Here is a 23,909-nt window from a genome sequence, read left to right on the forward strand (position 1 = left end):
GCGATGACACACTACCATTTTATCGGAATTGGCGGAATTGGAATGAGCGCTCTTGCGCGCATTGTTCATGAAAGAAATGTATTTGTGCAAGGCAGCGAGATTAAAAAAACAGCCTTAACACATCAGCTCAAAGAAGAGGGTATAGATGTGTTTTATCCTCCTGAAAAAAAAGAGCTAAAAGATGAGATGACAGTTATTTTTGGCTCTGCCATTTTAGAAGATCATGCAGAATATCTTGCAGCCAAGAGAAAAAATTTAACGCTTCTTCATCGGTCAGATCTCTTAAGTCAGCTCATGGAAGGGTTTACACCTCTTTTAGTGGCAGGAACACACGGCAAAACATCCACAGCTGCGCTTTTAAGTCATACACTTTGCACAAATGGATTAAATCCCTCTTACGCTCTTGGAGGCATTTCTTTAAATACCCATAAAAATGGGCATCACGGTAAAGGTTCTTTCTTTGTTGCAGAAGCAGATGAGAGTGATGGAACGTTTTGTAAATACAAAGGGTTTGGAGCTATCATCACAAATATTGAAGAAGAGCACCTCAGTTTTTGGAAAAATAAAGAGGCTCTCATTCAAGGATTTCAACAGTTTGCTGCGCAAATATCTGATCATCTTCTTTTTTGCTGTGATGACCCTATTTTAAAAGATATGCCTCTTAAAGGAATGAGCTACGGCTTTTCTGTTACAGCAGATATCTGCATTACACGGTTTATCCAAAAAGAGTGGCAAATTGAGTTTGATCTCACTATTCAAGGGAAAAGCTACCTGAATATAGAGCTTCCTCTCATTGGACGGCACCACGCTTTAAACGGGGCTGCCGTGTTTGGTCTCACGCTTTTAATGGGAATAGATGAACAAGGGATCAGGGAGAGCTTTAAACAATTTAAGGGAGTGAAAAGAAGGATGGAAAAGAAAGGGGAAAATAAAGGGGTCATGATCTTTGATGATTATGCACACCACCCAACTGAAATTCAAACAACGCTCCAAGGGTTAAAGCAAGCATCAGAGGAAAAAAGAGTGGTGGCTATTTTTGAGCCGCACAGATTTTCAAGGTTTAAACATGCGTGGGATGCTTTTTTAGAAGCGTTTACCTTAGTGGACTATTTAATTGTTACAGATGTAGAAAGTGCAGGAGAGCTTCCCATTGAAGGGGTTACAGGAGAGCTCTTTGCTCATGAGCTTAAACAAAAAGTAGCCATACCTGTAGAATTTGTAAAAAGAGAGCATCTTTTACCGTTTGTAGGCAAGTTACTGCGTCCTCATGATGTGTGCATTACACTTGGAGCTGGCTCTATTACTGCATTAAGTGATGAACTTTTACACTACCCCATTTCTCCGTTTTCTCTTTTTTTCATCCAAGGGGGAAGATCAGCTGAGCATGAAGTGGCTCTTTTATCTGCAAAAATGGTTAAAGCAAATCTTAACGAAGAGTTTTATAAGACAGCTGTCTGGACCATTTCTAAAGAGGGCAAATGGTATTTTAATGATCAGCAAAAATCGGTTAAAGAGGTGGTAGATGCTCTATCTCATGCAGATCTTGCCTTTCCTCTTTTACACGGCCCCTTTGGAGAAGATGGGATGATGCAGGGGTTTTTAGAGATGGTAGGCATTCCTTATATTGGATGTGATTTTAGATCAGGTGCTGTCTGTATGGATAAAGCGTGGTCTAAACAGATTGCTTCTTCTCAAGGGGTCTTCGTTGCTCCTTTTATTCCCTTTACAGCAGGGGAATGGAGAGGTAACAAAGACCTTGTTAAAGAGACGATTTTAAACCGTTTCACCTTCCCTTTTTATATTAAAGCGGTTCATTTGGGCTCTACATTTGGAGTCTTTAAAGTGAAAGAAGAGAAAGATATCTCTAACGCCATTGAAGAGATCATCAAGCTAGATTATAAATTCCTTGTCGAAGAAGAGGTGATTGGAAGAGAGATGGAGTTTGGGTTTATTGGAGATCAGATTGTAGCCGTATCTCAAGGAGCTGAAGTGATTTTAAAGGGAGAGGTGCATACATATGAAAATAAGTATAGTAAGACAGGGTCTCCAGCTATTTTAAAAGCCCCCCTGCCTCCTCTTCAAGCCCTAGAAGGAAGAGTTGCTGCAGAAAGAGTCTATAGAGCGCTTGGGTGTTCTGGGCTAGCCCGTATCGATTTTTTTCTCACCTCTGATGGAATATGGGTGTTTAATGAAATTAACCCCATGCCAGGGCTGACCCCTACAAGTGTCTATCCTGCGATGTGGAAAGCAGAAGGGGTCTCTATGACAGCTTTGATAGACCGTATTGTGATTGCAAGTCTTCATCGGCACCGCATGCAACATCTACATCTTCAGCCTCCAAAAAAACCGCCTATAGATTTATAAAATGGATTTATAAAAACAGTTTTATGAAAACGGATTTAAGTTTAGTTACAGCCCTCACCTGGATTGTAGGGTCCATGCTCATCATTCCAGGAGGGGTGTATAAAAGCTATCACCTCCTTAATCAGGCATCTTTTTTTATAGAGCATCCCATTTGTAGGATCATTCAAACAACTTCTCAGCAAGAAAGACTCTCTACTTCTTATCTTGCGTATCTCATGAATATCTCAGCAGATAAGCCGGCAAAAGCTAAATATTTTGATACGCGGCTCGCAAAAAAACAGCTCCTTACATCTCCTCTCATTAAAGAGGCGTATGTTCAGCTCATTAAGCCAGATACGCTTTATATCGACTATGCCGTCAGGCACCCGGTTGCTTGGATTGAAGATTATGAAAATATGGCAGTAGATGAAGAGAGAACACTTTTTCCTATTACCCCTTTTTTTTCTCCTAAAAAACTCCCCAGAATACTGCTTGATTTAAACCTATGTGAAGCAAAGTGGGGAGCAAGAATTACCTCTTACCGTTTAGAGCTTGCGTTGCAGTGCCTAAAAACATTAGAGTCTCTTTCGGTCAATGTGCATAAAATTGATGTTTCAAAAGCTGAATACGCCTCTCTTGGACAGCGTGAAATTATCGTGACCTTAGAAGAAGAGAAGAGAGAGAGAATTTTACGGCTAACCCCTAAAGATTTTGCAAAAGAGATCGGAAACTATTTAGAGCTAAGACCAAATCTTACTTTAACAGATCATGTGATTGATCTTAGGATCCCAAAGCTTGCCTTCATCGACTCTTTAGAGCCTTCCTAAAGAGTGCTAAGACATGTAACTTGAAGTCCTGGACAGGAGATATAAGAGAACAAGATAAAATCTAAGGACTCTTAGCGTGAACAAAATGACGTATTTTTTACTTTTTTAAAAAGAGTTTTTTAGATTTTTTTTGCTCCCTTTTCTCTCTTCCCTTGTTCCAAATCCTTAGAGAGTGTTAGATTGTCATCCTTTAACTTTTAAACTGATAATAGAAATATGAAAGAATTTGTAGAATATCTTATTAAAAATCTTGTGGACGCACCTGAAGAGGTTCAGGTGAATATTGTTGAAGGAGAAAAAGGAACTGTCATCGAAGTGAAAGTCGCTCCTCAAGATATTGGAAAAATTGTGGGCCGTCAAGGAAGGACTGTTAAAGCCTTAAGAGTCATTACCATGACAATTGGAACAAGAGTGGGACGTAAAGTGCGTCTTGAAGTGATTCAACCTTAAGAAGCCTTTTTTAATACAAAGCTTCTTGCCTTATAGTAATCGATATTTTTTAGCCGGTATGGAATCAAACCCCTCATTTAGCCCTCTCTCTTTAAGAGAGGGGAGCGCTCTTGCAGAAAAAAAACGGAAGATTTTAATCATATCCGGCCCCACAGCTGTGGGTAAAACAGCGCTTTCTTTAAAGCTCTCGCATCTTTTAGGAGGAGAGGTTGTCTCAGCGGATTCCATGCAGGTGTACCGAGGTATGGATATTGGAACGGCCAAGGTATCTTCTGCTGATCAACGGCTCATCCGTCACCATTTAATTGATAGTAGAGATATCAATGAGCCTTTCAATGTCGTAGATTTTTATCATGAAGCGCATCAAGCATTTGAAGAGATCTTTTCAAGAGGCCATATTCCTATTGTGGTAGGGGGGACAGGTTTTTATATTCACTCTTTAATTTACGGCCCTCCAGAAGGGCCTGCATCTATTCCTGAAGTGAGACTTCAACTCGAAGAAAAGCTTAAAAAGTTAGGTTCAGAGGCTCTTTATGAAGAGCTGAGAGATTTTGATCCTGTCTATGCAGAAACCATTACATCTTGTGATGTCCATAAAATCATCAGAGGGCTTGAAATCATTAAGCTTACCAATCAAAAGATTTCTTCTTTTAAAAAGGGGAGCGAGCCGAGCTCTAAATTTGATTTTCTCTGTTGGTTTTTGTATAAGCCTAAAGAGATTTTATACCCCATCGTTAATGAACGGTGCGATCAGATGCTTCAAGAGGGACTTTTAAAAGAAGTCCAAGAGCTGAGTAAATTGGGTCTTAGTGAAAACTCTTCAGCCTCGCAAGCAATTGGCTACCGTCAAGCCCTTCACTATTTAGCCTCTCAGCAAACACCTCAAGATCAAGAATGGATGATTGAAGAGTTTAAAAAGGCGACACGCCGGTATGTGAAACGGCAATTTACCTGGTTTCGGAAAGAGCCGCTTTTTAGATGGCTGAATTTACACCACTATAAGGAAGAAACAGCTTTAGAGATGATCATGCAAGATTATGAGCAACATTTTTAGAGGCTCTTCCCGATTTTTTTAGAGAGAGAAGAAGAAAAAGTCGCTCTTCAAAAGTTTTTTGGTAGAGTGAAATTCTGTTTTGTTCTACAATCATTCTGTGATACCGATTTCATCAATCTCTAAATAGGTGAAATCTACAAAAGCCCTTTTGATATTGGACACCGTCTGTCCTTAAGTTTAAAAACAATGGATCCTCTTAAAAGAGGGGATCGTTTGTCACTCTTAAGGCCGCTGTACAATCAATAAGGATAAGGTATAATCTCTTCAACATTGGATTTTTATGGATCAAGATTGTCAACAAACACCTCCTCATGATATAGCAACTCCTCACAAGCCACAGGTTAAGGAAAAAGAATTGTCAGATGTGGTGAAGGCTTTTGTTGAGCAATTAAAGAGTGTCCCTTCTTTAGAAGAAAAAATTCAAATGTATCTGGCTCAAATGCGGCTTGCCCTCGGCGAAAAAAAGCCACGCTTTAAAGATTATTGGGATCTTAAACAACTCTGCCTTCCTCTTTTTAAAGAAAAAGTGTCTCAAAACGTCCGTACTCAGCTATGGGAAGAATACACCCAGCTATCTGGAGAAGCTAGACACTTAAAATCCGTTTTAGATGAGCAATCGACTTTTGCTATTGAACAGATTGAACTGGCTATTGGAGCGGTTGAACACGATCTTTCTCAAAGAGATGAGTGGATTAGTCAAAAAGTGTTCCTTGAGCTCCCTGAAGAGTGCTACCTCCTCTCAGTGAGCGGTCAAATTTATGCAGAACTGCAGCAAGAGCTTGTGTTCCTCAATACCTTTGCAACACGCATTACAGCTTTACGTAAAGAGATCATTCAAACGGAAATGAGAATCCGTTTCAAAAATAAATTCTTTGATAGATTATCTCTTGCAGGAGACCATGTGTTTCCGAGAAGAAGAGAACTCATTCAGAAAGTGTCTGCTCAATTCTTACATGATGTGATGGAGTTTTCAGGATGTTACTTCTCAGAATCGGCATCTTATCAAAGACCTCCTATGAATCTTCGTCAAGAAATTAAAGCGCTTCAAACCCTTGCTAAAGTGTTAACACTTGATGCTGCAACCTTTAATCAAACACGGTTAGAACTGAGTAAATGTTGGAACCTTCTCAAAGAAAAAGATCTCGAGAGAAAGAAAGACTTTGAAAAGAAGAAGGAAGTTTACGAGCATAACCAAGCTCTTGTGATGGAAAAAATTGGGGTTCTTGCAGAACGTTGTCAAGATGCAGCTTTCACATCTGAAGAGGCGTCTAAGCTATCCTCTGAGATTTTAGCTTTTATGAAAACGGTTGATTTAGGAAGAGATTCGGTTCAACTCTTAAGAGATGAAATTGCAAAAGCGAAAGCTCCGATCACTGCAAAAATCGAACAGATCATGCAAGCCCGGGAAAAAGAAAACGAGATCAATCAAAGACAGCGCGTAGAAAAAATCGAGCAGTTTAAAGCCAATTTAAGCCAAGTGATTAAAGATATCGATAATAGCTCATTAGAGTCCCTCTTTAAAGAAAGAGAAAAGTTTCAGCAGCAGCTCATCACTTTACAGTTAACAAGTGCAGAAAAAGAGCTGTTAGAAAATGAAATTAAAATTTTTAGAGACTTAATCATCGATAAAAAAGAGAAAGCTATTCTCTCTTTAACACCTGAACAAAAGCAATCTTTAGAAAGCCTTTACCTTCACTTAACCGATTGGAAAGAGCAAAAGAATGAAATTCGGACGCAGTTAGAAGTGTACCGTAAAGCACTAGCCGGCTCTGGATTTGATTTTGAAAAAGCGATTCGGTATAAAGAACTTGTTGAGAACGAAAAACTTCGATTAGATAGGGTAAATGCGACCATTGAAAAGCTTGAAAAACAAATTGATGAAGTTGAAGGGTCCTAAAACACCCTCTTCTCGTTTAGCTGTTTTTGATCTTGACCGTACACTGATTTCTGTGGTCTCAAGTTCTTGCTACATGAAGAATCTATATCAAAAACGGCTTGTCTCCTTTGTCACGGTATTAAAAGCAGTGTGGATTAAGGTGAAGTATATGCTCACTTCGATGAGCTTAGAAGAGCTTCACCACCAAGTCTTTAATAAACTCGTTAAAGGGTTTTCTATTGAGGCTTTAGAGTATCATGTCGAAGAGTTTGTGAATCAATTACTGCCTAGTGCCATTTATAAGCCAGCTTTTCAAGAACTTCAAGAGGCTAAGGAAAGAGGGGACTACATTGCTCTCATCTCTAGCGCGCCTGATTTTCTTGTAAGAGCGTTTGCAACTTATTTCAATATTTCCCATTGGGAGAGCACCGTATATGCTGTAAATCAAAAAAAACAGGTATGCGATATTGCCAAACTCATGGTGGGATCCACAAAAAAAAGATCGTTCTTAAAGCTTAAAAAACAGCTTGGCTTAGCAAAAGATCAAACTGCTGTCTACTCTGATAGCCACGATGATCTTCCTCTTTTTTTCCAAGCAGGACACCCTGTAGCTGTCAATCCTGATCGCAAACTTGCAAAAGTTGCACGTCAGCTCAACTGGCGTATTATCTAATATTTCAGTCTGGGTTTTCCCTATTACTATATTTTGCTTTATATTGAAGGTCTTGCTAGGATGGCATGCATCATCCATATACTTGCATTACAATCCATCTTAAATATAGCTATATCATGACAATTAGACCCTATTCTTTAATGACAGCTGAATCAGCATCTCTTCATCAAGAAAATTTATCCTCTGTTTTAGAAGAAGAAAAGTCTTCTAAAAAGCTCCGAGTAGAGATCTTAAAAACAGAACAAATCGCAAATGTTGTTTTAGAAACAAATCCCAATAAAGATGTGAGCATAGGGGTAAATCTTACAAATGCTCATGAGATCAATAAGCCATTAAGTGATCAATACAGCGCAAAAAAAGAGTCTTTGCTACAGGCTATTAATTGTCATTCCAAAGACGAAAATGCCTATTGTAATCTTGCTGATCTTTTAAAAAAGAGTGAAACAATAGAGTTTTTCAATGGAGAAAGTTGTACACAAAAAGAGCTGTATCTTAAGGCTATTGCGTTGAATCTTCAAGATGGAATTTCTTACAATAATCTTGCGAATTGTTTAAAGGATGATGAAATAGTTCAGCTTTTAAACGGAGAAGGTTACACAAAAAAAGAGCTATATCTTAAGGCTATCCAGCTAAATTCTCAAGAGGGAGATTTTCACTATAACCTTGCGAAGTGTTTAAAAGATGATGAAACGATCCAGCTTTTAAACGGAGAAACGTATACAAGAAAAGAGCTGTATCTTAAAGCTATCCAGCTAAATCCTGGGGATGGAATTTCTTACTATAATCTTACGCATTATTTAAAAGATGATGAAATGGTCCAGCTGTTAAGTGGAGAAATGTATACAAAAAAAGAGCTATATCTTAAGGCTATCCAGTTAAATCCTGAAGATGGAAAAGCTTACTGTAATCTTGCACATTATTTAAAAGATGATGAAATAGTTCAGTTTTCAAATGGAGAAAGTTATACACAAAAAGAACTCTGTCTTAAGGCTATCCAGCTAAATCCTCAGGAGGGGGTTTCTTACAATAATCTTGCGCATTGTTTAAATAATTATGAAACGGTTCAGTTGTTAAATGGAGAAAGTTATACAAAAAAAGAGCTATACCTTAAGGCTGCCCATTTAAATCCTCAAAAGGGAATTTTTTACAATAATCTTGCGCATTGTTTAAATAATGATGAAACGGTTCAGCTGTTAAGTGGAGAAACATATACAAAAAAAGAGCTGTGTCTTAAGGCTATCCAGTTAGATCCTCAAAAGGGAATTTCTTATTCTAGCCTTGCAAATCTTTTGGAAGATGATGAAACTGTCCATCTTTTAAATGGGAAGCCCTATACTAAGAAGGATCTCTACTGTAAGGCAATTGATTTAGACTCAAATCTATTAAATTTTGATCAAACTAGGCAATATTTACAGAAATTTTATATCCAAGAAATTGAAAAGAATCCAAAGAATATAGAAAATCATTTTGGATTAATTGAAATCATTCAAAATATTTCTATTTTTTTAAAAAATGAAGAAATTGTAGATGGTGAATTTCTTTTTAAAGAGGCGCTGGATATAGATCCTACCCAAGCTCTTAGCGCGCCGTTTGCGCCTTATTTTCTCTCTATAGCAAATCATCTACATGAGAAAACAAAGTATCTTGTTAATAACGATATTTCTCTTAGAACACAGCTTCTCAAACAAGGGGCTTCTCTAACATTAAAAAATGGAGAGGTGATTTCTGTAAAAGCACTCTATCAACATGCGCTTTCTTTTCTTTCACTTGCTGATTTAAAATATAAAGGAGATGCAGGAATTGGAGACTATCTCTCCTATAGAAAGTATACCGTATTACAAGACGGAACAAAATTTAGAAAATTGATGGCTTACCTATATGCCTACAAAAAACATCAAAGCCCACCTATTTTAATGAAAATAGGAGATGCTCTTCACCCTGAACAGCGCGTTCTATTAAATGAGAAATTCTACGATAAAAGAACATGTTACGAAGAAGCAAGCTTAGATGAAAGGTATGAGCAACTTTTTTTAAGACAAGCGGAATCTCTTTATCCTCATGAATATTTAAGAAGAGAAGAGTTAGTTTATCAAACTTTAGAGTGTGCTTATCAATTTTCTAAAGATCGCTTAGCAGCTTACACAACATTGGCACGTGTTCTTTCTCAGTATGAACTGAAAGAGTTAGTATCTAAATACCTCTTTATGTTTAAAGAAGATTTGCAAGGAGATCATTTGACTCAGAATGAAACTTCTCACTTGCCTATAGCAGCGCGCATCCCAAATCAAGACTCTCTGATGATGGAGGATGACCTTTATTTGATCAAGAGAGAAGAGTTTTTACTTAAATTATTAACCTATATTCCTTCTTGTGAAGAAGCTTACGTAGCTCTTGCCAAAAGCTTTCAAGCTCCCTTGATCATTCATGAAAAAAACTATGCGTCCAAAGAGTCTCTTTATTTACAAGCAATTGATATTAACCCTGAATATAGCTTGCCCTACTTTCTTTTAGGAAAAGAGCTTTTTCATCAAAAGGTAGAGAGCATTCAGCTTTTAAATGGAAGCACACTATCTTGTAAGCAGCTCTTGATGAGAGCAATCCAGCTAGGCACATATGAGCCTGAGGCTTATCACTTAGCAGCTCTTTTAATGCAGGATAAAGATGGTATTCTTCTTTTTGATGAGAAGACCATTCTTTCAAGAGGAGACCTCTTTATCCGTGCCTTTGAACTGGATTCTGAACGGGTCATTGATTTGAAAAATTTTATTTCTTACGTAAAAAGAGTTCTAGTCAAATAAGGATGGGCCGCTGTTGAATCCTAGTTTTCCATACTGTTATGATTTTGCCTTAAATTGAAGGCTTTGTTAGGATGGCACGCATCATCAATATGTATACCTTTGTATAAAAAAACTATCCATATGCTTGCATTGCAAGCCATCTTAAACATATAGCTATATCATGACAATTACACCCTATTCTTTAATGAAAGCTGAATCAGCATCTCTTCACCAAGAAAATTTATCCTCTGTTTTAGAAGAAGAAAAATCTTCTAAAAGGCTCCAAGTAGAGACTTCAAAAACAGAACAAATCGCAAATGTTGTTTTAGAGATAAATCACAATAAAGATGTGAGTGCAGGGGTAAATCTTGCAAATGCTCATCAGATCAATAAGCCATTAAGTGATCAATATAGAGCAAAAAAAGAGTCTTTGCTACAGGAAATTCATTGTAATTCCAAAGACGAAAAGGCTTATTGTAATCTTGCTGATCTTTTAAAAGAGGGTGAAATAATCCAGTTTTTAAATGGAGAAAGCTATACACAAAAAGAGCTGTATCTTAAAGCTACCCAGCTGAATCCTCAATATGAAAAATCTTATAATGGTCTTGCGAATTGTTTAAAGGGTGATGAAACAGTTCAGTTTTTCAACGGAGAAAGTTATGCAAAAAAAGAGCTGTATCTTAAAGCTATTAAGTTAAATCCTCAAGAGGGGGCGTTTTACTGTAATCTTGCGGATTGTTTAAAAGATGATGAAATGGTCCAGCTGTTAAGTGGAGAAACCTATACAAAAAAAGGGCTATATCTTAAGGCTAGTGAGTTAGATCCTCAAGGAGGGACTTCTAACCTTTCCCTTGCGATTCTTTTAGAAGATAATGAAACTATCCATCTTTTAAATGAAAAGCTCTATACCAAGAAGGATCTCTATTATAAGGCAATTGATTTAGACCCCAATCTATTAAATTTTGATCGAACTAGGCAATATTTACAGAAGTTTTATAGCCAAGAAATGGAGAAAAATCCAAAAAATATAGAAAATCATTTCGGATTAATTGAAATCATTCAACACTCTTTTATTCCTTTAGAAAAAAGAGAAATTATAGAGTGTGAATTTCTTTTTAAAGAGGCACTAGATATAGATCCTACCCAAGCTTTTAGCGCGCGGTTTGCGCATCATTTTCTTTCTATAGCGAATTATCTACATGAGAAAACAAAGTCTCTTGTTAATAACGATATTTCTCTTAGAACACAGCTTCTCAAAGAGGGGGCTTCTCTAACATTAAAAAATGGGAAGATGCTTTCTGTAAAAGCACTCTATCAACATGCACTTCCTATGCTTTCACTTAGCGATTTAGAATATAGAGGAGATACAGGAGTTGGCGACTATCTCTCTTATAGAAAGTATACCGTACTGCAAGACGGAACAAAATTTACAAAATTAATGGCATATCAATATGCCTACAAAAAATATCAAAGCCCGCATATTTTAATGAAAATAGGAGATGCTCTTCACCCTGAGCAGCGCGTTCTATTAAATGAGAAATTCTACGATAAAAGAACATGTTACGAAGAAGCAAGCTTAGATGAGAAGTATGATAAACTTCTCTTAAGACGAGTGGAATCTCTTTATCCTCACGAATCCTTAAGAAGAAAAAATTTAGTTCGTCAAGCCTTAAAACATGCTTATCGATTTTCTAGAAATCGCCTAGCACTTTACACAACATTGGCACGGATTCTTGCTCAGTATAAACTGAAAGGGTTAGTCTCTAACTATCTCTTTATGTTTAAAGAAGATTTACAAGAAGATTATTTGACTCAGAATGAAACTTCTCACTTGCCTATAGCAGCGCGCATCCCAAATCAAGACTCTCTGATGATGGATGATGATCTTTATTTGATCAAGAGAGAGGAGTTTTTACTTAAGCTATTAACCCATGTTCCTTCTTGTGAAGAAGCTTACGTGGCTCTTGCTAAAAACTTTCAAGCTCCTTTGATCATTCATGAAAAAAACTATGCGTCCAAAGAGTCTCTTTATTTACAAGCAATTGATATTAACCCTGAATATAGCTTGCCCTACTTTCTTTTAGGAAAAGAGCTTTTTCATCAAAAGGTAGCAAGCATTCAGCTTTTAAATGGAATTACACTATCTTGTAAGCAGCTCTTGATGAGAGCAATCCAGCTAGGCACATATGAGCCTGAGGCTTATCACTTAGCAGCTCTTTTAATGCAGGATAAAGATGGTATTCTTCTTTTTGATGAGAAGACCATTCTTTCAAAAGGAGACCTCTTTATCCGTGCCTTTGAACTGGATTCTGAACGGGTCATTGATTTGAAAAATTTTATTTCCTATGTAAAAAGAGTTGTAGTGAAATAAGGATGTACTGCAAAGCGATGATGAATGATGATAATGATATTTTACACTAAAGGAATGATAGCTGTATCCTGTTAACTTTTATCCTTGGGACCTAGCTTCTAATCAGGGCTAACCCTAGAGGTGAAGTTTTATGAAAGTTCTTATTTAAGAGATGGGCGCAAGGAAGAGGCCTTTTTTAAGAAATACATAGGGTGTAAAAGAGGTCAGAATCGTTCAAATAAGGTTTGTTTTATTGCTTAACTTGTTTATTATCAAAGGCTTAATGTTAAATCTCTTTCATTGAAAAATTAATACCTTATAGAGAGATTACTGCGAAAAGAGCCTTGAATGAGAATGTAATAGGGTGTCTAAAAAATATTTAAAATTATAAATAACAAGGATAGAAATCGTAGAAAAAAGTTTGGGCTATGGTTTAATCTTACTACAGGGATTTATCATTTAGAACTCTCTAATGGATTTTGAAAGAAATCGATTCGATCTTTTCAAAAAGATCTTCTTTATCATTCATCATAATATATTACACGGCGTTATCTTAAGAGCTATGCAGTTAGAGAGGTTAAGAGATCCTTTAACCTGAAGATTTTTAGGTAAAGCAGTAAGGGCTATGCAATTTGAGAGATTAAGATCTTTTTCTACTTCAAGTCCTTCAGGAAGAGATGTAAGAGCTGCGCAGTTAGAAAGATTAAGAGATCCTTTAATTTTAAGATTTTTAGGTAAAGCAGTAAGGGCTGTGCAATTTGAGAGATTAAGATCTTTTTCTACTTCAAGTCCTTCAGGAAGATGCGTAAGAGCTGCGCAGTTAGAAAGATCAAGAGAGCCTTTAACCTGAAGATTTTTAGGTAAAGTAATAAGGGCTATGCAATTTGAGAGATTAAGATCTTTTTCTACTTTAAGCCCTTCAGGAAGATGTGTAAGAGCTGCGCAGTTAGAGAGGTCAAGAGAGCCTTTAATTTGAAGATGTTTAGGTAAAGCAGTAAGGGCTATGCAATTTGAAAGATTAAGATCTTTTTCCACTTCAAGTCCTTCAGGAAGACATGTAATACTTGTACAATTATAGAGATAAAGAGAGCCTTTAACTTTTAGATTTTTAGGTAAAGTAGTAAGAGCTATACAACTTGAAAGATTAAGATCTTTTTCCACTTCAAGTTCTTCAGGAAGACATGTAATACTTGTACAATAAGGGAGATTAAGAAACCCTTTAACTTTAAGATTCTTAGGTAAAGTAGTAAGGGCTGAGCAACTTGAGAGGTTAAGATCTTTTTCCACTTCAAGTCCTTCAGGAAGACATGTAATCCCTATACAATGAAAAAGATAAAGAGAACCATTAATTTTAAGCTTATCTGGTAAAGCCTTAAGGAGGGGGCAATAACTTAAGGTAAGATCATTTTCTATTTCAAATTCTTCAGGAAGATGTGTAAGAGCTGAGCAGAAACTTAAGTTAAGATTTTTTCCAATTTTAAGTCCTTTAGGAAGACATGCAAGAGTTCTACAATGTGAGAGATTAAGATTATTTCCCACTTTAAGTCCTTGCGGTAAAGCTGTAAGAGCGCTGCAGTCACTAACTGTAAGATTATATTTAATCTCTAGTCTTGCAGGAAGAGATGTAAGAGCTGTACAGTTAGTGATCTTAAGGTTGTTTCCTACTTCAAGATGTTCAGAAAGGAATTGAAGCTCTTGGCAATCCTCTAACGCAAGGTCTCTTTCAACTTGAAAAACCTCAGACAAGGAAAAAAGTCCATGGAGATTAGAAAGTTGTACATCTCCATTCACTTTGAGTTTTTGAGGAAAAAATCCCCATTTCTCTTCCCCAAAATGATGAGTATCTTTATCTAGGACGTGAGATAAGCGAATTTGATGACACTCAAGACTACTTTCTAGTTCAACATTTTTAGAGCTTAAAAGGGCAAAAGAGCAGATATTGGAGGGTGTAACTATTAGATGCCCTTTAATCAAAATTTTATCTGGCAAAGCTTCAAAAGACGTTAAATGGTGTAGTCTTTCTGCCCAAAAGACTCCCTCTTGCTCTAAATGCTCTTGATTTCTCAAGAAGATCCTCTCTTGTTCTAAGGCATTTGAATCTGAAGGGTGATTAATAGGGCAAGACTTTAAGTAATTAATATTTGAAATACTCATAAAAATCCTTGATATTTTTTTTATGAATTTCAATCTTATCCCTAGTGCCTTTTTTATGATACTGAAAGATGTAGAAAAAAGGCATGAGCCTGAATAAAAATTTATTGCTTTATTAGGGATGTGTTGTCCTAACATGACCCCTGTCTTGAAGAGCCATTAAGGATCTATAAAATCCCTTCGTAGCCCTTAAGGTGAATCTTAAGAATCATCATAGAACGGATCAAAAAAGCTGAATAGGTAAAAAGGCTGCTCTGTTTTTTCTTATTTTTCGCTTTAAATTTTTTATAGGCCCCTAGATTTTGCCTAAAAAATGATAATGGTCTATGTATTGTAGGGAGATTATATCAAGCTATAATAGATGAATGTTCTTAAGGGTATGATAAATGTCTCTAAAAGAGAAGAAGTTAAGATGACTTTAAAGCTTTTAGATATGATCGATCATAAAAGCCCTTACTTCTATAAAAGCTCTCTTTTTAAATAAATTGATATTAAAGGTTTTTTCAAGGGGTGTATAGAGCTTAAAAGAGATTTATCATCTTCAAATAAGGTTTGTTTTTTACATAAGTTGCTTATTATGAGCGATCTAAGCTTTAATCTCTTCCATTGAAAAATTAACACCTTAATGATATTCTGTTAACTGCTATGAAAAAGAAACGCGTTGTAATTACAGGAATGGGCATTGTCTCATGCTTTGGAACAGATGTTGATCATTTTTACCAACAATTGCTAGAAGGCAAAAGCGGTATTACTCCTATTACAGAATTTCCTTGCGAAAACTACCCTACTCGGTTTGCAGGAAGTGTTAAAGATTTTGATATCGGCAACTACCTAGATAAAAAACAGGCAAGACGAGTTGATCCTTTTGTGAGATACACGGTAGTTGCAGGGAAAAAAGCGTTAGAGCACAGCAATCTTTCAGAAGATAAGTTAAGTACATTAAATAAGCTCCGTTGCGGGGTCATTATCGGCTCTGGTATGGGCGGAATGAAGACATTTTACGAAGGGGTGGAAACACTTTTGCAAAGTGGACATAAAAGACTCTCTCCTTTCTTTGTTCCCTATATCATTACCAATATGGGGGGAGCCATGCTTGCCATGGATCTGGGGTTTCAAGGGCCTAACTACTCGGTTTCAACGGCATGCGCAACAGCTAACTACTGCATTGTATCAGCTGCTGAGCATATTCAAAGAGGTGATGCCGATCTTATGGTGTGCGGAGGCGCTGAGGCGTCTTTAAATCCGATCGGGGTTGCAGGGTTTGTGGCTTGTAAAGCGCTATCAGAGAGAAATGACGATTTTCAAAAAGCGTCCCGTCCGTGGGATAAAAGCCGGGACGGTTTTGTGATTGGAGAAGGGGCGGGTGTTCTTGTGTTAGAGAGCTTAGAGCACGCTCTTGCAAGAGGAGCTCCTATTTTAGCAGAGTATTTAGGGGGAAGTGTCAATTGTGATGCGTATCATATCACATCACCTCGTGAAGATGGCTCTGGTGTTTCTGAATGCATTAGGCTAGCTGTTCAAGATGCAGGGATTGAGAAGGAACAGATTAACTATGTGAATGCGCATGCCACCTCAACACTTGCAGGCGATGTATGTGAAATCACAGGCATTAAGCACTACTTTGGCGATCATGCAAAACAGCTTTCAATTAATTCAACAAAATCTATGACAGGGCACTGCCTAGGAGCTGCTGGTGGAATTGAAGCGATCGCTACCATTAAAGCCATTCAAACCAACTTACTCCATCCAACGATTAATCTTGATGACCCAGAAGAGATCATTCAAGATCTTGATTGCGTTCCCAACCACAAAAAAGAAAAAGTGGTGACAGCCGCTCTTTCCAACTCCTTTGGGTTTGGAGGGCACAACTCAGCCATTATCTTAGCTCCTTTTCAAAAATGACTCTTATCCAAGAAACATCTTTTGGCATCATCCCTCTTCATTTAAGTGAAGAGGGGTGGAAAACCTTAATCATTTGTCACACGTTAGGCGGGCACTGGGCTTTTCCTAAAGGAAGGCAAGAGGTGGGAGAGATGGCTTTAGAGACAGCTAGAAGAGAGCTCTTTGAAGAGACAGGTCTTAGTATAGAAACGGTGTTATCGCAAGACTCTTTCATAGAGCAGTATGAACTCATCAGAGATACAAGAGTGTTAAAGACCGTTCACTACTTTCCAGCAGTTGTTAAAGGGGAGCTTAAGCTTCAAGAAGAAGAGGTTTCACATGCCAAATGGGTTCTTTTGAAAGAGGCGCCTCAACTCCTCACCTTTCAAAAAACAACAGACACTTACCTAACTGTTTTATCCCATCTTCAGCATATTCTTGGGTAACTCTATCCAAGACGCTTTTTCAATTCCTTAATTCACTTTAAGGATTCTCACTCAACCCTTGTATTTTCTGTTGATTAAAATCGTAAAAGAGCTATATTAAAATAGATTATTTATGATTAAAAGGGTTGATTATTATGAACTTAGCTCCATCTGATTCAAAATTACACATTCAAACTGTTTTACCCCATGGTCACACATCTTTACTCTCTCAGGCTATTTATGAAACATGTGTGGAGAGAACGCCTTCTCCTGACCCTAACCGTATCATCCGTCTTGCGGTTAAAACGTTTTGTCTCATTGTATCAGCAGGGGCTAAAGCGCCTTATATCCCCATCTCGTTAACACTTCCAGGAGGACCTGCTTTTGCATTTGGAAACACAACCTCTTTTTTTATCTTAGAGTGGTGGGCAATTAGAGCCACCATTGATGAGGCGTTAGGTGCAAGAGGCAAAAGTGAATCTTTACTCATCAAGAGAGGCGGAAGAGGAGCGCTTTATCAACTAGCTACTCTTACAGGAGCGCTTGCTATCTCTATCTTTCCTCAGATTCCCATCGCATTACCCGCCCTTGACTATGATGGACAGTTTAAAGTGCCGGGATTTATTGTGCTCCTCGGAGCTGGGGTCTTTATTCCCATTAGATCACTACAGCTCACGGTGGATAATGTTTTAAAAAAAATGCTCATTGATCAAACAGGAAAAAAACTGCAGCAAGCACGCCTAAGTATGATGGGGCTTATCCAAGAGTATAGAGATATATTTCGGCAATCTTCTTTACAAGATAAAATGGAAAAGATCCTAGAGCTTGATTCCATTAGAGGGCAAAAAGATCTGACAGCTTACATACAGAAGGTATTTAAGCCAAAAGCTATAAAACCTGTCGTTCAAGAGAGTAAGATCTGTAAAAGAGTCTCTTTTGTAGCAGGAGCTATGCTTACAGCGGCTTTTGAAGCTGCGCTTGTGATGTACACCTGGGAAAAGACCGAGGAGCATTTTATTGATAATGAAGTGGCAGCTGGAGCCATTGCGATTGCAACTGGAATTTCTTGGCTCTATCTCACAGGGCAAGCTATCATTGGAACAACGCAGCGTGTATCGCAAGCTGTTGTGAATTTAATTAAAGGAAGAAAAGACCCTTCCATTGCCTCGCAGATCTATCCTAAACTCACCTTTACTCTTAACGCTTTAGGGCTGATCAATACCGTGCTAGCTCTTGGTCCAACTGTTGTCATCTGGGGAGAGTTTTATGAGAGTAATCGGTATGAGCAAGTAGCTGTTGAAATTGTGATGTGTAGCTCTTTATTCCTTCTGCTTTCTACAGCAACACTCGATATCATCCAAGACTTTATGCAGCAAATCATTCAAAAAAAGGGACTTCCCAACGAGAAGTTGATTGCAGAGCTGGATCTTGAACTCCAAAAATTTCAAGGGCTTTTAAAAGAAAGTGCTCTTCCTGATATCGCTGCATTTATCATGGATATTCCAGAAGATCTAAGAGAGACGCTTTTAACAAAAGCAGAGCTGACCTCCGAGGTATTGGAGAGTTATCTAGAGTCACAGCCTCTTCTTCTAGGTAAGGAATAGTTCATTTAAAGCGTTTATTTAAGAGAGCTGCATTGCATCATGTGCAAAACTGACTTATTAGTATTCTTCTATTTGGTAATAAATACAAAAAAAACTAGAGAAGATAGCACATGATTGCATCTTGAGCTTATGATGCATGTAGGATTGTTAGACCCTACACACGGCTTGCTTTCTGAAGATTGATTCCCTATTCTACAAAATAGATAATATTTTCCAGCTTGAATGTGGCCTTGAAGTTCTTTAAATCTTTCCCTAAAAAGAGCTTTATCAAAAGTGTGACCGCGGGCCGTTTTTATAGAAGGGGGCTATCTCCGTCTTTACTTCTGATTAGGTCGATGATCAACTGCGTTAAGTCAGAGTGATGATCTTGAGAATGCCAAAAGGTGACAAGCTCTCTATTATCTACATATTCTCCATGAGCCCCTATACTTGTAGAGCCTCAATAACGGAATTTTTTACACGCTTCAAATCAAAGAGTTCTTTCCCTAAGCTACAGCTTAAAAAAAGAGGATTATAGCCATAAGAGAAAAGCTTATCAAAAGTTCTTCCTAAATGGTTATCATGGACGGCATCAATGCAATACATCTTACAGTAATAAATGTTAGAATTGATGTTTATGTGTTATTAGATAAGAATTATGGTTATTTGTAAAAACATTATATTGCGAGGTGAATATGAGAATTATAAATTATTTGCAGTTCATGCGAAAAAGCCAATTGGTAGGATTTTCACAAGCTCAAAATTTTTCTCAAAAGCTCTTTTTTTGTCATGCCACAATTGGCAAAGCTCAATCTTGTCAATCAACGCATTTAAGTGATCCATCAGCAAATCAAAGAAATCAATTTGAACCATCTCTTTTAAAGCAGTCTTATCCATTGATCTCTTTAGAACAAGATCCATTAAAATCAGCAAAGGCTATTCAAGAGGCCGAAAAATTGATTAATCATCCAGAGGATACTCTTAAAATTGAACAAGTAATTAGGATGTATCAATTGATACATTCTAGTGAAATTGATCATGCATTAAAAGAAAAATTGGAAGAGCGTATTGATGAAGACGTAAAAAGATGTGAGGCTGAATTTTATGCTGATCCAGAGCTTGATGTATATATCGAAGCTCATCAAGGGAGAGTTGAAAACATTGAAGATTTTGATATTTGTAATCTTGCCCATAGAGCAAGATCAGGTCAATTAGATAGTGAAACTTCAAGGAAAATTTTTCAGATGCTTGATGATGAAATTGATGCGCTTAACAAACTTGTGCAAGAAGAAAATAAGAGCGGCTTAATGGGGTATGAAAGAGGAAGCAATACGGGTAAAAAGAGAGATATTTCAACATAGCAAACACTCAAATAAGCCTTAAGTTTTTGAGGCCTTAAGAAAATGCAATTGACTCTTGAATGAGTCACATGGGATAATTGAGGGCATGTTTAAAAAAATTTGGGTCAATATTATCTATTATATTCTCCGAATGGGGATTAGTATCCGTTACAGGTTAAAGATTCGCGGGTTAGAAAACCTTCATCCTAAAAACTTCAGTAAAACCGGGGGAGTTCTTTTTCTTCCTAATCACCCGGCAGAAATTGATCCTATTATTTTAAGTTTAATTCTATGGGATCAATACCGACCTCACCCTCTTGTTGTTGAGCAATTTTACTATTTAAAAGGGGCTAGCTATTTCCAAAAGCTTGTTGGTGCTATCCCTATTCCCGATATGAGCGGAATGATCAACAAATGGAAGCAGAAAAAAGTGCAGAAATGCTTTGATTTGATTGCAGAGGGATTAAAGAAAGGGGAAAACTACTTAATTTATCCAGCAGGAAGACTCAAAGTAGGAGCTGAAGAAGTGATTGGCGGCGCCTCCTTTGCCCACAATATCCTTCAAGAGTGTCCAGATACAAATGTTGTTTTAGTGAGAACAACAGGATTATGGGGCAGCAGATTTTCACGCGCTCTTACAGGATCGACACCCGATTTTGGAAAAGTGCTTTGGGAAGGGGTAAAAATTGTATTTAAGAACCTGATTTTCTTAACTCCTAGACGAGAAGTGACAATTGAATTTGAATCTCTTCCGCAACATATTCCCGTAAAAACATCTCGTATTGAATTTAACCAGTCGCTTGAAAAATGGTATAACTTAAGAGGTCCTGAGCCGTTAACCTTTATTTCAGACCGTTTTTATAAACACTCTATTCCTCAAGTAAAAGCTCTTGAGGTTAAAGAGGAAAAAAAGGTCACAGCTATCGATCCTGACACCGAGCGTCAAATTCTGCAAAAAATTGGAGAGCTTGCCAAAAGAGCATCTGTTCAAAAAGAAGACCGGCTTGCAAGAGATCTTGGGCTTGATTCTTTAGATATGGCTGAACTGCAGACATTTGTTTTAGACCGTTATGAAACAACAGTGACTACATTAGAGAGTGCAGAAACTGTAGGCGATGTGCTCAGTTTGATTTCTCATGTTGCACCCCCTCTTGAAAATATGACCGATTTCCTGCATGAAGGGTGGCCAAAAGAAGAGTCTCGTCCAGGGGTAATTGCTCCTCAAGGATCTACGATTCAAGAGGCATTTTTAAGAGTGTGTGACCGGATGGATCATCACTCTGCAGCAGCGGATCGTCAAATGGGAGCTGTGAGTTACCGAAGACTTAAACTCATTGCACTCACTTTAAGTCACCATTTTAGGCATTTAGAAGACAAAAAGATCGGAGTTTTACTTCCCTCTACAACGATGACGTATGTGATTATGTTAGCGCTTTTATTAGCAGATAAAACTCCTGTAATGCTCAATTGGACAACAGGAACGAGATCTTTAAACCAAAATCGAAAAACAGCTGATCTTCACACGGTGTTAAGCTCAAGGAAGTTTTTAGAGCATCTAGCGGATGGGGATTTAGGAGAGATTGATGATCTTTTACTCTGTATGGAAGATGTCAAAGAGTCAGTTTCTTTATGGAGTAAATTAAAGGGGATGTATGGTCTTTTACGCAGCTCTTCTCAGCTTTTAAAAGATTTAAAGTTAGAATATGTACAGCCAGAAGATCCTGCCGTGATTTTATTTACAAGTGGGACAGAGTCTCTTGCAAAAGCAGTTCCTCTATCCCATAAAAATATCTTATCCAATCAAACAAGCGGGATATCGTGTATTCATCTACTTCCCTCTGATGTGATGTACGGGGGACTGCCTCCTTTTCACTCGTTTGGATTTTCTATTACCGGGCTTTTACCGCTTCTCACAGGGCTTAGGGTGTATTATGCACCCGATCCAACACAATACACCCAGATGGCGCAAGAGATTAAAGATTGGAGAGTGTCTATTCTCTGTTCAGCTCCTACGTTTTTACAAGGGCTTGTTAATGCGGCAAAACCTCAGCAATTAAAATCCCTGCGGCTAATGATTGGAGGAGCTGAAAAGTGTCCCCCTGATCTTTTCCAAAAAGTAGAAAAGCTTGGCATTACCATGCTTGAAGGGTACGGAGTCACGGAGTGTAGCCCTGTTGTATCTTTAACACGGATCAAAAGTGTAAGAGAAGGAGTGGGAAAACCGATTCCAGGAGTTAAGCTTTGTGTTGTACATCCTGAAACGTTAGAAAAAATCCCTTCTTCAGAAGAGGGGGAGATCTGCATTTTTGGTTCTAACGTCTTTAAAGGGTATTTAGGAGATATTAGATCTCCTTTTATTAAGATAGATGGGAAAGAGTGGTACAGATCTGGAGATAGAGGATATATCTCAGAGTCTGGATGCCTTATGCTCACAGGAAGACTAAGACGTTTTGTCAAGATCGGAGGGGAGATGGTGAGCCTCATCGGGCTTGAAGAAGAGCTTCTAAAGCTTGCGCATACCAAGTCTTGGATGAGCGCAAAAGAGGCAGAAATGCCCTCTCTTGCAGTGGTTGCTAAAGAGCCCAAAAGTGATAAGCCGCTTCTCATCTTATTTACCACCTTTTTGATTGATAAAGATACAGTGAACGAAGCGATCCGTGAGAGCGGGTTTGGACGGATAGTTAGGCTCTCTGATGTGAAGCAGATTAAAGAGATTCCCGTCACTGCAACAGGTAAAATCCAACATAGCCGTTTAGAAGAGATGGTATGAAGCTCTATAACACGGAAACTTTGCAAAAAGAGCTTTTAACTGCAGAAGATAATCACATTAAAATGTACACCTGCGGCCCCACGGTGTACAATTTTGCCCATATTGGGAACTTTAGAACCTATGTCTTTGAAGACCTTCTTAGAAGGTCTTTAAAGTTTTTTGGGTTTAAAGTGACTCAAGCGATGAATATCACAGATATTGATGATAAAACGTTGAAAGGTGCTCTTGAGAGAAAAATATCTTTAAAAGAGTTTACTCAGCCTTACATAGATGCTTTTTTTGAAGATTTAAAAACGCTTCATATTGAGCCAGTAGAGTTTTATCCTCATGCGACAGATTTCATTTTAGAGATGATTGCCCTCATTGAAACGCTTATCAAAGAAAATATCGCCTATAGAGGCGCTGATGGAAGCATCTACTACGCGATTTCTAAGTGCCCAAACTACGGAAGGCTCTCGCACTTTCATCTGCATGATTTAAAAGCTGGCGCCTCAAATAGAGTAGCCTCTGATGAGTATGATAAAGAGCAAGCAGCTGACTTTGTGCTGTGGAAAGCTTATGATCCTTTAAGAGATGGAGATATTTTTTGGGAGAGTCCTTTTGGAAAAGGAAGACCTGGCTGGCACATTGAGTGCTCAGCGATGGCCATTTCTCTTCTTGGCCCCTCACTTGATATTCATGTGGGAGGCATTGATAACTTGTTTCCGCATCATGAAAATGAGATCGCTCAGTCTGAGGCGTGTACGCACCAAAAGTTTTCAAGGTTTTGGCTCCATGCACACCACCTTCTTGTAGAGCATAAGAAAATGTCTAAGAGTTTAGGCAATTTCTACACATTAAGAGATTTACTAAAGCGTGGTCATTCAGGAAGAGAAGTGAGATATCTTCTCTTACAAACGCACTACCGCACCCAGCTTAATTTCTCATTTGAGGCGCTTCAATCTGCTGTAAACTCAATAACTAGAATCGATGATTTTATGAGAAGAATCTCTTCCTTAAATCACTTGGTAGAAGAGAATGTGATCACGCCGCTCTTAGAAAAAGCGCTGAGGGCTTTTTCTGAGGCGCTTTCGGATGATTTAAATATTTCAGAGGCCCTTGCTGCTGTGTTTGATTTAATCCGGGTGATCAATAGCTTATGTGATGCCTATAAAATTGGGCGTGAGCAAAAAGAGGAGATTCTCGCCTTTTTTAAAAAAATCGATGCCGTGCTTGCTATCTTTAAATTTGAGAGTGAAGAAGAGCCTTTATCTCATGAGCTGACACTCCTTCTTCAAGAAAGAATAGCTGCAAGAAAAGAAAAAAATTGGGCCTTAGCAGATCAGTGCCGAGATCTTCTTCTTGAGAGAGGGTATTTGATTGAAGACACTCCCTTAGGGGCTAGACTTAAAAAAATTACGCCTTAGATC

At 38.0% G+C, this 23,909-nt stretch carries 15 protein-coding genes and 1 pseudogene; 15 read left to right on the plus strand and 1 reads right to left on the minus strand.

The genetic code is table 11. The features are described 5' to 3' along the window. Window positions 1–3: 3 nt before the first annotated feature. The 9 genes and pseudogenes from murC to ACI7T6_RS01980 all read left to right on the plus strand — a co-directional run. Window positions 4–2,364 carry a UDP-N-acetylmuramate--L-alanine ligase gene (murC, locus tag ACI7T6_RS01940; RefSeq protein ID WP_404665913.1) on the plus strand — a complete coding sequence of 787 codons (2,361 nt, stop codon included), beginning with the start codon at window positions 4–6 and terminating at the stop codon, window positions 2,362–2,364. A 23-nt stretch (window positions 2,365–2,387) separates the two neighbouring features. Beyond that, complete coding sequence (locus tag ACI7T6_RS01945; protein WP_404665914.1) at window positions 2,388–3,170, plus strand: cell division protein FtsQ/DivIB; 783 nt, start codon at window positions 2,388–2,390, stop codon at window positions 3,168–3,170. A gap of 216 nt (window positions 3,171–3,386) precedes the next feature. Beyond that, window positions 3,387–3,620, plus strand: coding sequence for a KH domain-containing protein (locus tag ACI7T6_RS01950; protein ID WP_404665915.1), 234 nt, complete (start codon window positions 3,387–3,389; stop codon window positions 3,618–3,620). Between the two features lie 58 nt (window positions 3,621–3,678). Continuing rightward, entirely contained in the window at window positions 3,679–4,674 is a 996-nt protein-coding gene (gene miaA, locus ACI7T6_RS01955) for a tRNA (adenosine(37)-N6)-dimethylallyltransferase MiaA (RefSeq protein WP_404665916.1), read from the plus strand. A 280-nt stretch (window positions 4,675–4,954) separates the two neighbouring features. After that, window positions 4,955–6,571, plus strand: coding sequence for a hypothetical protein (locus ACI7T6_RS01960; protein WP_404665917.1), 1,617 nt, complete (start codon window positions 4,955–4,957; stop codon window positions 6,569–6,571). After that, window positions 6,552–7,223: an HAD family hydrolase gene (locus tag ACI7T6_RS01965; protein ID WP_404665918.1), complete on the plus strand. Its 672-nt coding sequence runs from the start codon at window positions 6,552–6,554 to the stop codon at window positions 7,221–7,223. The genes ACI7T6_RS01960 and ACI7T6_RS01965 overlap by 20 nt, the downstream gene beginning before the upstream one ends. A gap of 65 nt (window positions 7,224–7,288) precedes the next feature. Next, on the plus strand, window positions 7,289–10,021 hold the full coding sequence (locus tag ACI7T6_RS01970) for a tetratricopeptide repeat protein (protein WP_404665919.1): 2,733 nt from the start codon (window positions 7,289–7,291) through the stop codon (window positions 10,019–10,021). A 160-nt stretch (window positions 10,022–10,181) separates the two neighbouring features. Then, the gene (locus ACI7T6_RS01975; RefSeq protein ID WP_404665920.1) at window positions 10,182–12,371 is read left to right on the plus strand and encodes a hypothetical protein; all 2,190 of its coding nucleotides are present in this window, start codon (window positions 10,182–10,184) and stop codon (window positions 12,369–12,371) included. Between the two features lie 317 nt (window positions 12,372–12,688). After that, a pseudogene (locus ACI7T6_RS01980) lies at window positions 12,689–12,833 on the plus strand (IS5/IS1182 family transposase); the annotation flags it as partial. A gap of 45 nt (window positions 12,834–12,878) precedes the next feature. On the opposite strand, the gene ACI7T6_RS01985 reads toward ACI7T6_RS01980, so the two are convergent. Further along, window positions 12,879–14,504, minus strand: a complete 1,626-nt coding sequence (locus tag ACI7T6_RS01985) for a hypothetical protein (RefSeq protein ID WP_404665921.1) — start codon at window positions 14,502–14,504, stop codon at window positions 12,879–12,881. 642 nt (window positions 14,505–15,146) lie between these two features. Between ACI7T6_RS01985 and fabF the strand changes: the two genes are divergently transcribed. The 6 genes from fabF (at window position 15,147) to cysS (ending at window position 23,906) form a co-directional block, all read left to right on the plus strand. After that, window positions 15,147–16,403: a beta-ketoacyl-ACP synthase II gene (fabF, locus tag ACI7T6_RS01990; RefSeq protein WP_404665922.1), complete on the plus strand. Its 1,257-nt coding sequence runs from the start codon at window positions 15,147–15,149 to the stop codon at window positions 16,401–16,403. After that, window positions 16,400–16,828, plus strand: a complete 429-nt coding sequence (locus ACI7T6_RS01995) for an NUDIX domain-containing protein (RefSeq protein WP_404665923.1) — start codon at window positions 16,400–16,402, stop codon at window positions 16,826–16,828. The genes fabF and ACI7T6_RS01995 overlap by 4 nt, the downstream gene beginning before the upstream one ends. Before the next feature lie 134 nt (window positions 16,829–16,962). Continuing rightward, complete coding sequence (locus ACI7T6_RS02000) at window positions 16,963–18,411, plus strand: hypothetical protein (protein ID WP_404665924.1); 1,449 nt, start codon at window positions 16,963–16,965, stop codon at window positions 18,409–18,411. Window positions 18,412–19,085: 674 nt separating this feature from the next. After that, complete coding sequence (locus tag ACI7T6_RS02005; RefSeq protein WP_404665925.1) at window positions 19,086–19,751, plus strand: hypothetical protein; 666 nt, start codon at window positions 19,086–19,088, stop codon at window positions 19,749–19,751. A gap of 85 nt (window positions 19,752–19,836) precedes the next feature. Next, window positions 19,837–22,500: an AMP-binding protein gene (locus tag ACI7T6_RS02010; protein ID WP_404665926.1), complete on the plus strand. Its 2,664-nt coding sequence runs from the start codon at window positions 19,837–19,839 to the stop codon at window positions 22,498–22,500. Beyond that, window positions 22,497–23,906: a cysteine--tRNA ligase gene (gene cysS / locus ACI7T6_RS02015; RefSeq protein ID WP_404665927.1), complete on the plus strand. Its 1,410-nt coding sequence runs from the start codon at window positions 22,497–22,499 to the stop codon at window positions 23,904–23,906. Before ACI7T6_RS02010 ends, cysS begins: the two co-directional genes overlap by 4 nt. Window positions 23,907–23,909: the final 3 nt, after the last annotated feature.

It is taken from the genome of Rhabdochlamydiaceae symbiont of Dictyostelium giganteum, from assembly GCF_964291045.1.
In the GTDB taxonomy this organism is placed as follows: Bacteria; Chlamydiota; Chlamydiia; order Chlamydiales; family Rhabdochlamydiaceae; genus PALSA-1444.

Bases quoted from the DNA above. Each gene is read 5' to 3' on its own strand.
- murC (WP_404665913.1), top strand. From the start codon at position 4: ATGACACACTACCATTTTATCGGAATTGGCGGAATTGGAATGAGCGCT.
- ACI7T6_RS01945 (WP_404665914.1), top strand. From the start codon at position 2,388: ATGAAAACGGATTTAAGTTTAGTTACAGCCCTCACCTGGATTGTAGGG.
- ACI7T6_RS01950 (WP_404665915.1), top strand. From the start codon at position 3,387: ATGAAAGAATTTGTAGAATATCTTATTAAAAATCTTGTGGACGCACCT.
- miaA (WP_404665916.1), top strand. From the start codon at position 3,679: ATGGAATCAAACCCCTCATTTAGCCCTCTCTCTTTAAGAGAGGGGAGC.
- ACI7T6_RS01960 (WP_404665917.1), top strand. From the start codon at position 4,955: ATGGATCAAGATTGTCAACAAACACCTCCTCATGATATAGCAACTCCT.
- ACI7T6_RS01965 (WP_404665918.1), top strand. From the start codon at position 6,552: ATGAAGTTGAAGGGTCCTAAAACACCCTCTTCTCGTTTAGCTGTTTTT.
- ACI7T6_RS01970 (WP_404665919.1), top strand. From the start codon at position 7,289: ATGCATCATCCATATACTTGCATTACAATCCATCTTAAATATAGCTAT.
- ACI7T6_RS01975 (WP_404665920.1), top strand. From the start codon at position 10,182: ATGACAATTACACCCTATTCTTTAATGAAAGCTGAATCAGCATCTCTT.
- ACI7T6_RS01985 (WP_404665921.1), bottom strand. From the start codon at position 14,504: ATGAGTATTTCAAATATTAATTACTTAAAGTCTTGCCCTATTAATCAC.
- fabF (WP_404665922.1), top strand. From the start codon at position 15,147: ATGAAAAAGAAACGCGTTGTAATTACAGGAATGGGCATTGTCTCATGC.
- ACI7T6_RS01995 (WP_404665923.1), top strand. From the start codon at position 16,400: ATGACTCTTATCCAAGAAACATCTTTTGGCATCATCCCTCTTCATTTA.
- ACI7T6_RS02000 (WP_404665924.1), top strand. From the start codon at position 16,963: ATGAACTTAGCTCCATCTGATTCAAAATTACACATTCAAACTGTTTTA.
- ACI7T6_RS02005 (WP_404665925.1), top strand. From the start codon at position 19,086: ATGAGAATTATAAATTATTTGCAGTTCATGCGAAAAAGCCAATTGGTA.
- ACI7T6_RS02010 (WP_404665926.1), top strand. From the start codon at position 19,837: ATGTTTAAAAAAATTTGGGTCAATATTATCTATTATATTCTCCGAATG.
- cysS (WP_404665927.1), top strand. From the start codon at position 22,497: ATGAAGCTCTATAACACGGAAACTTTGCAAAAAGAGCTTTTAACTGCA.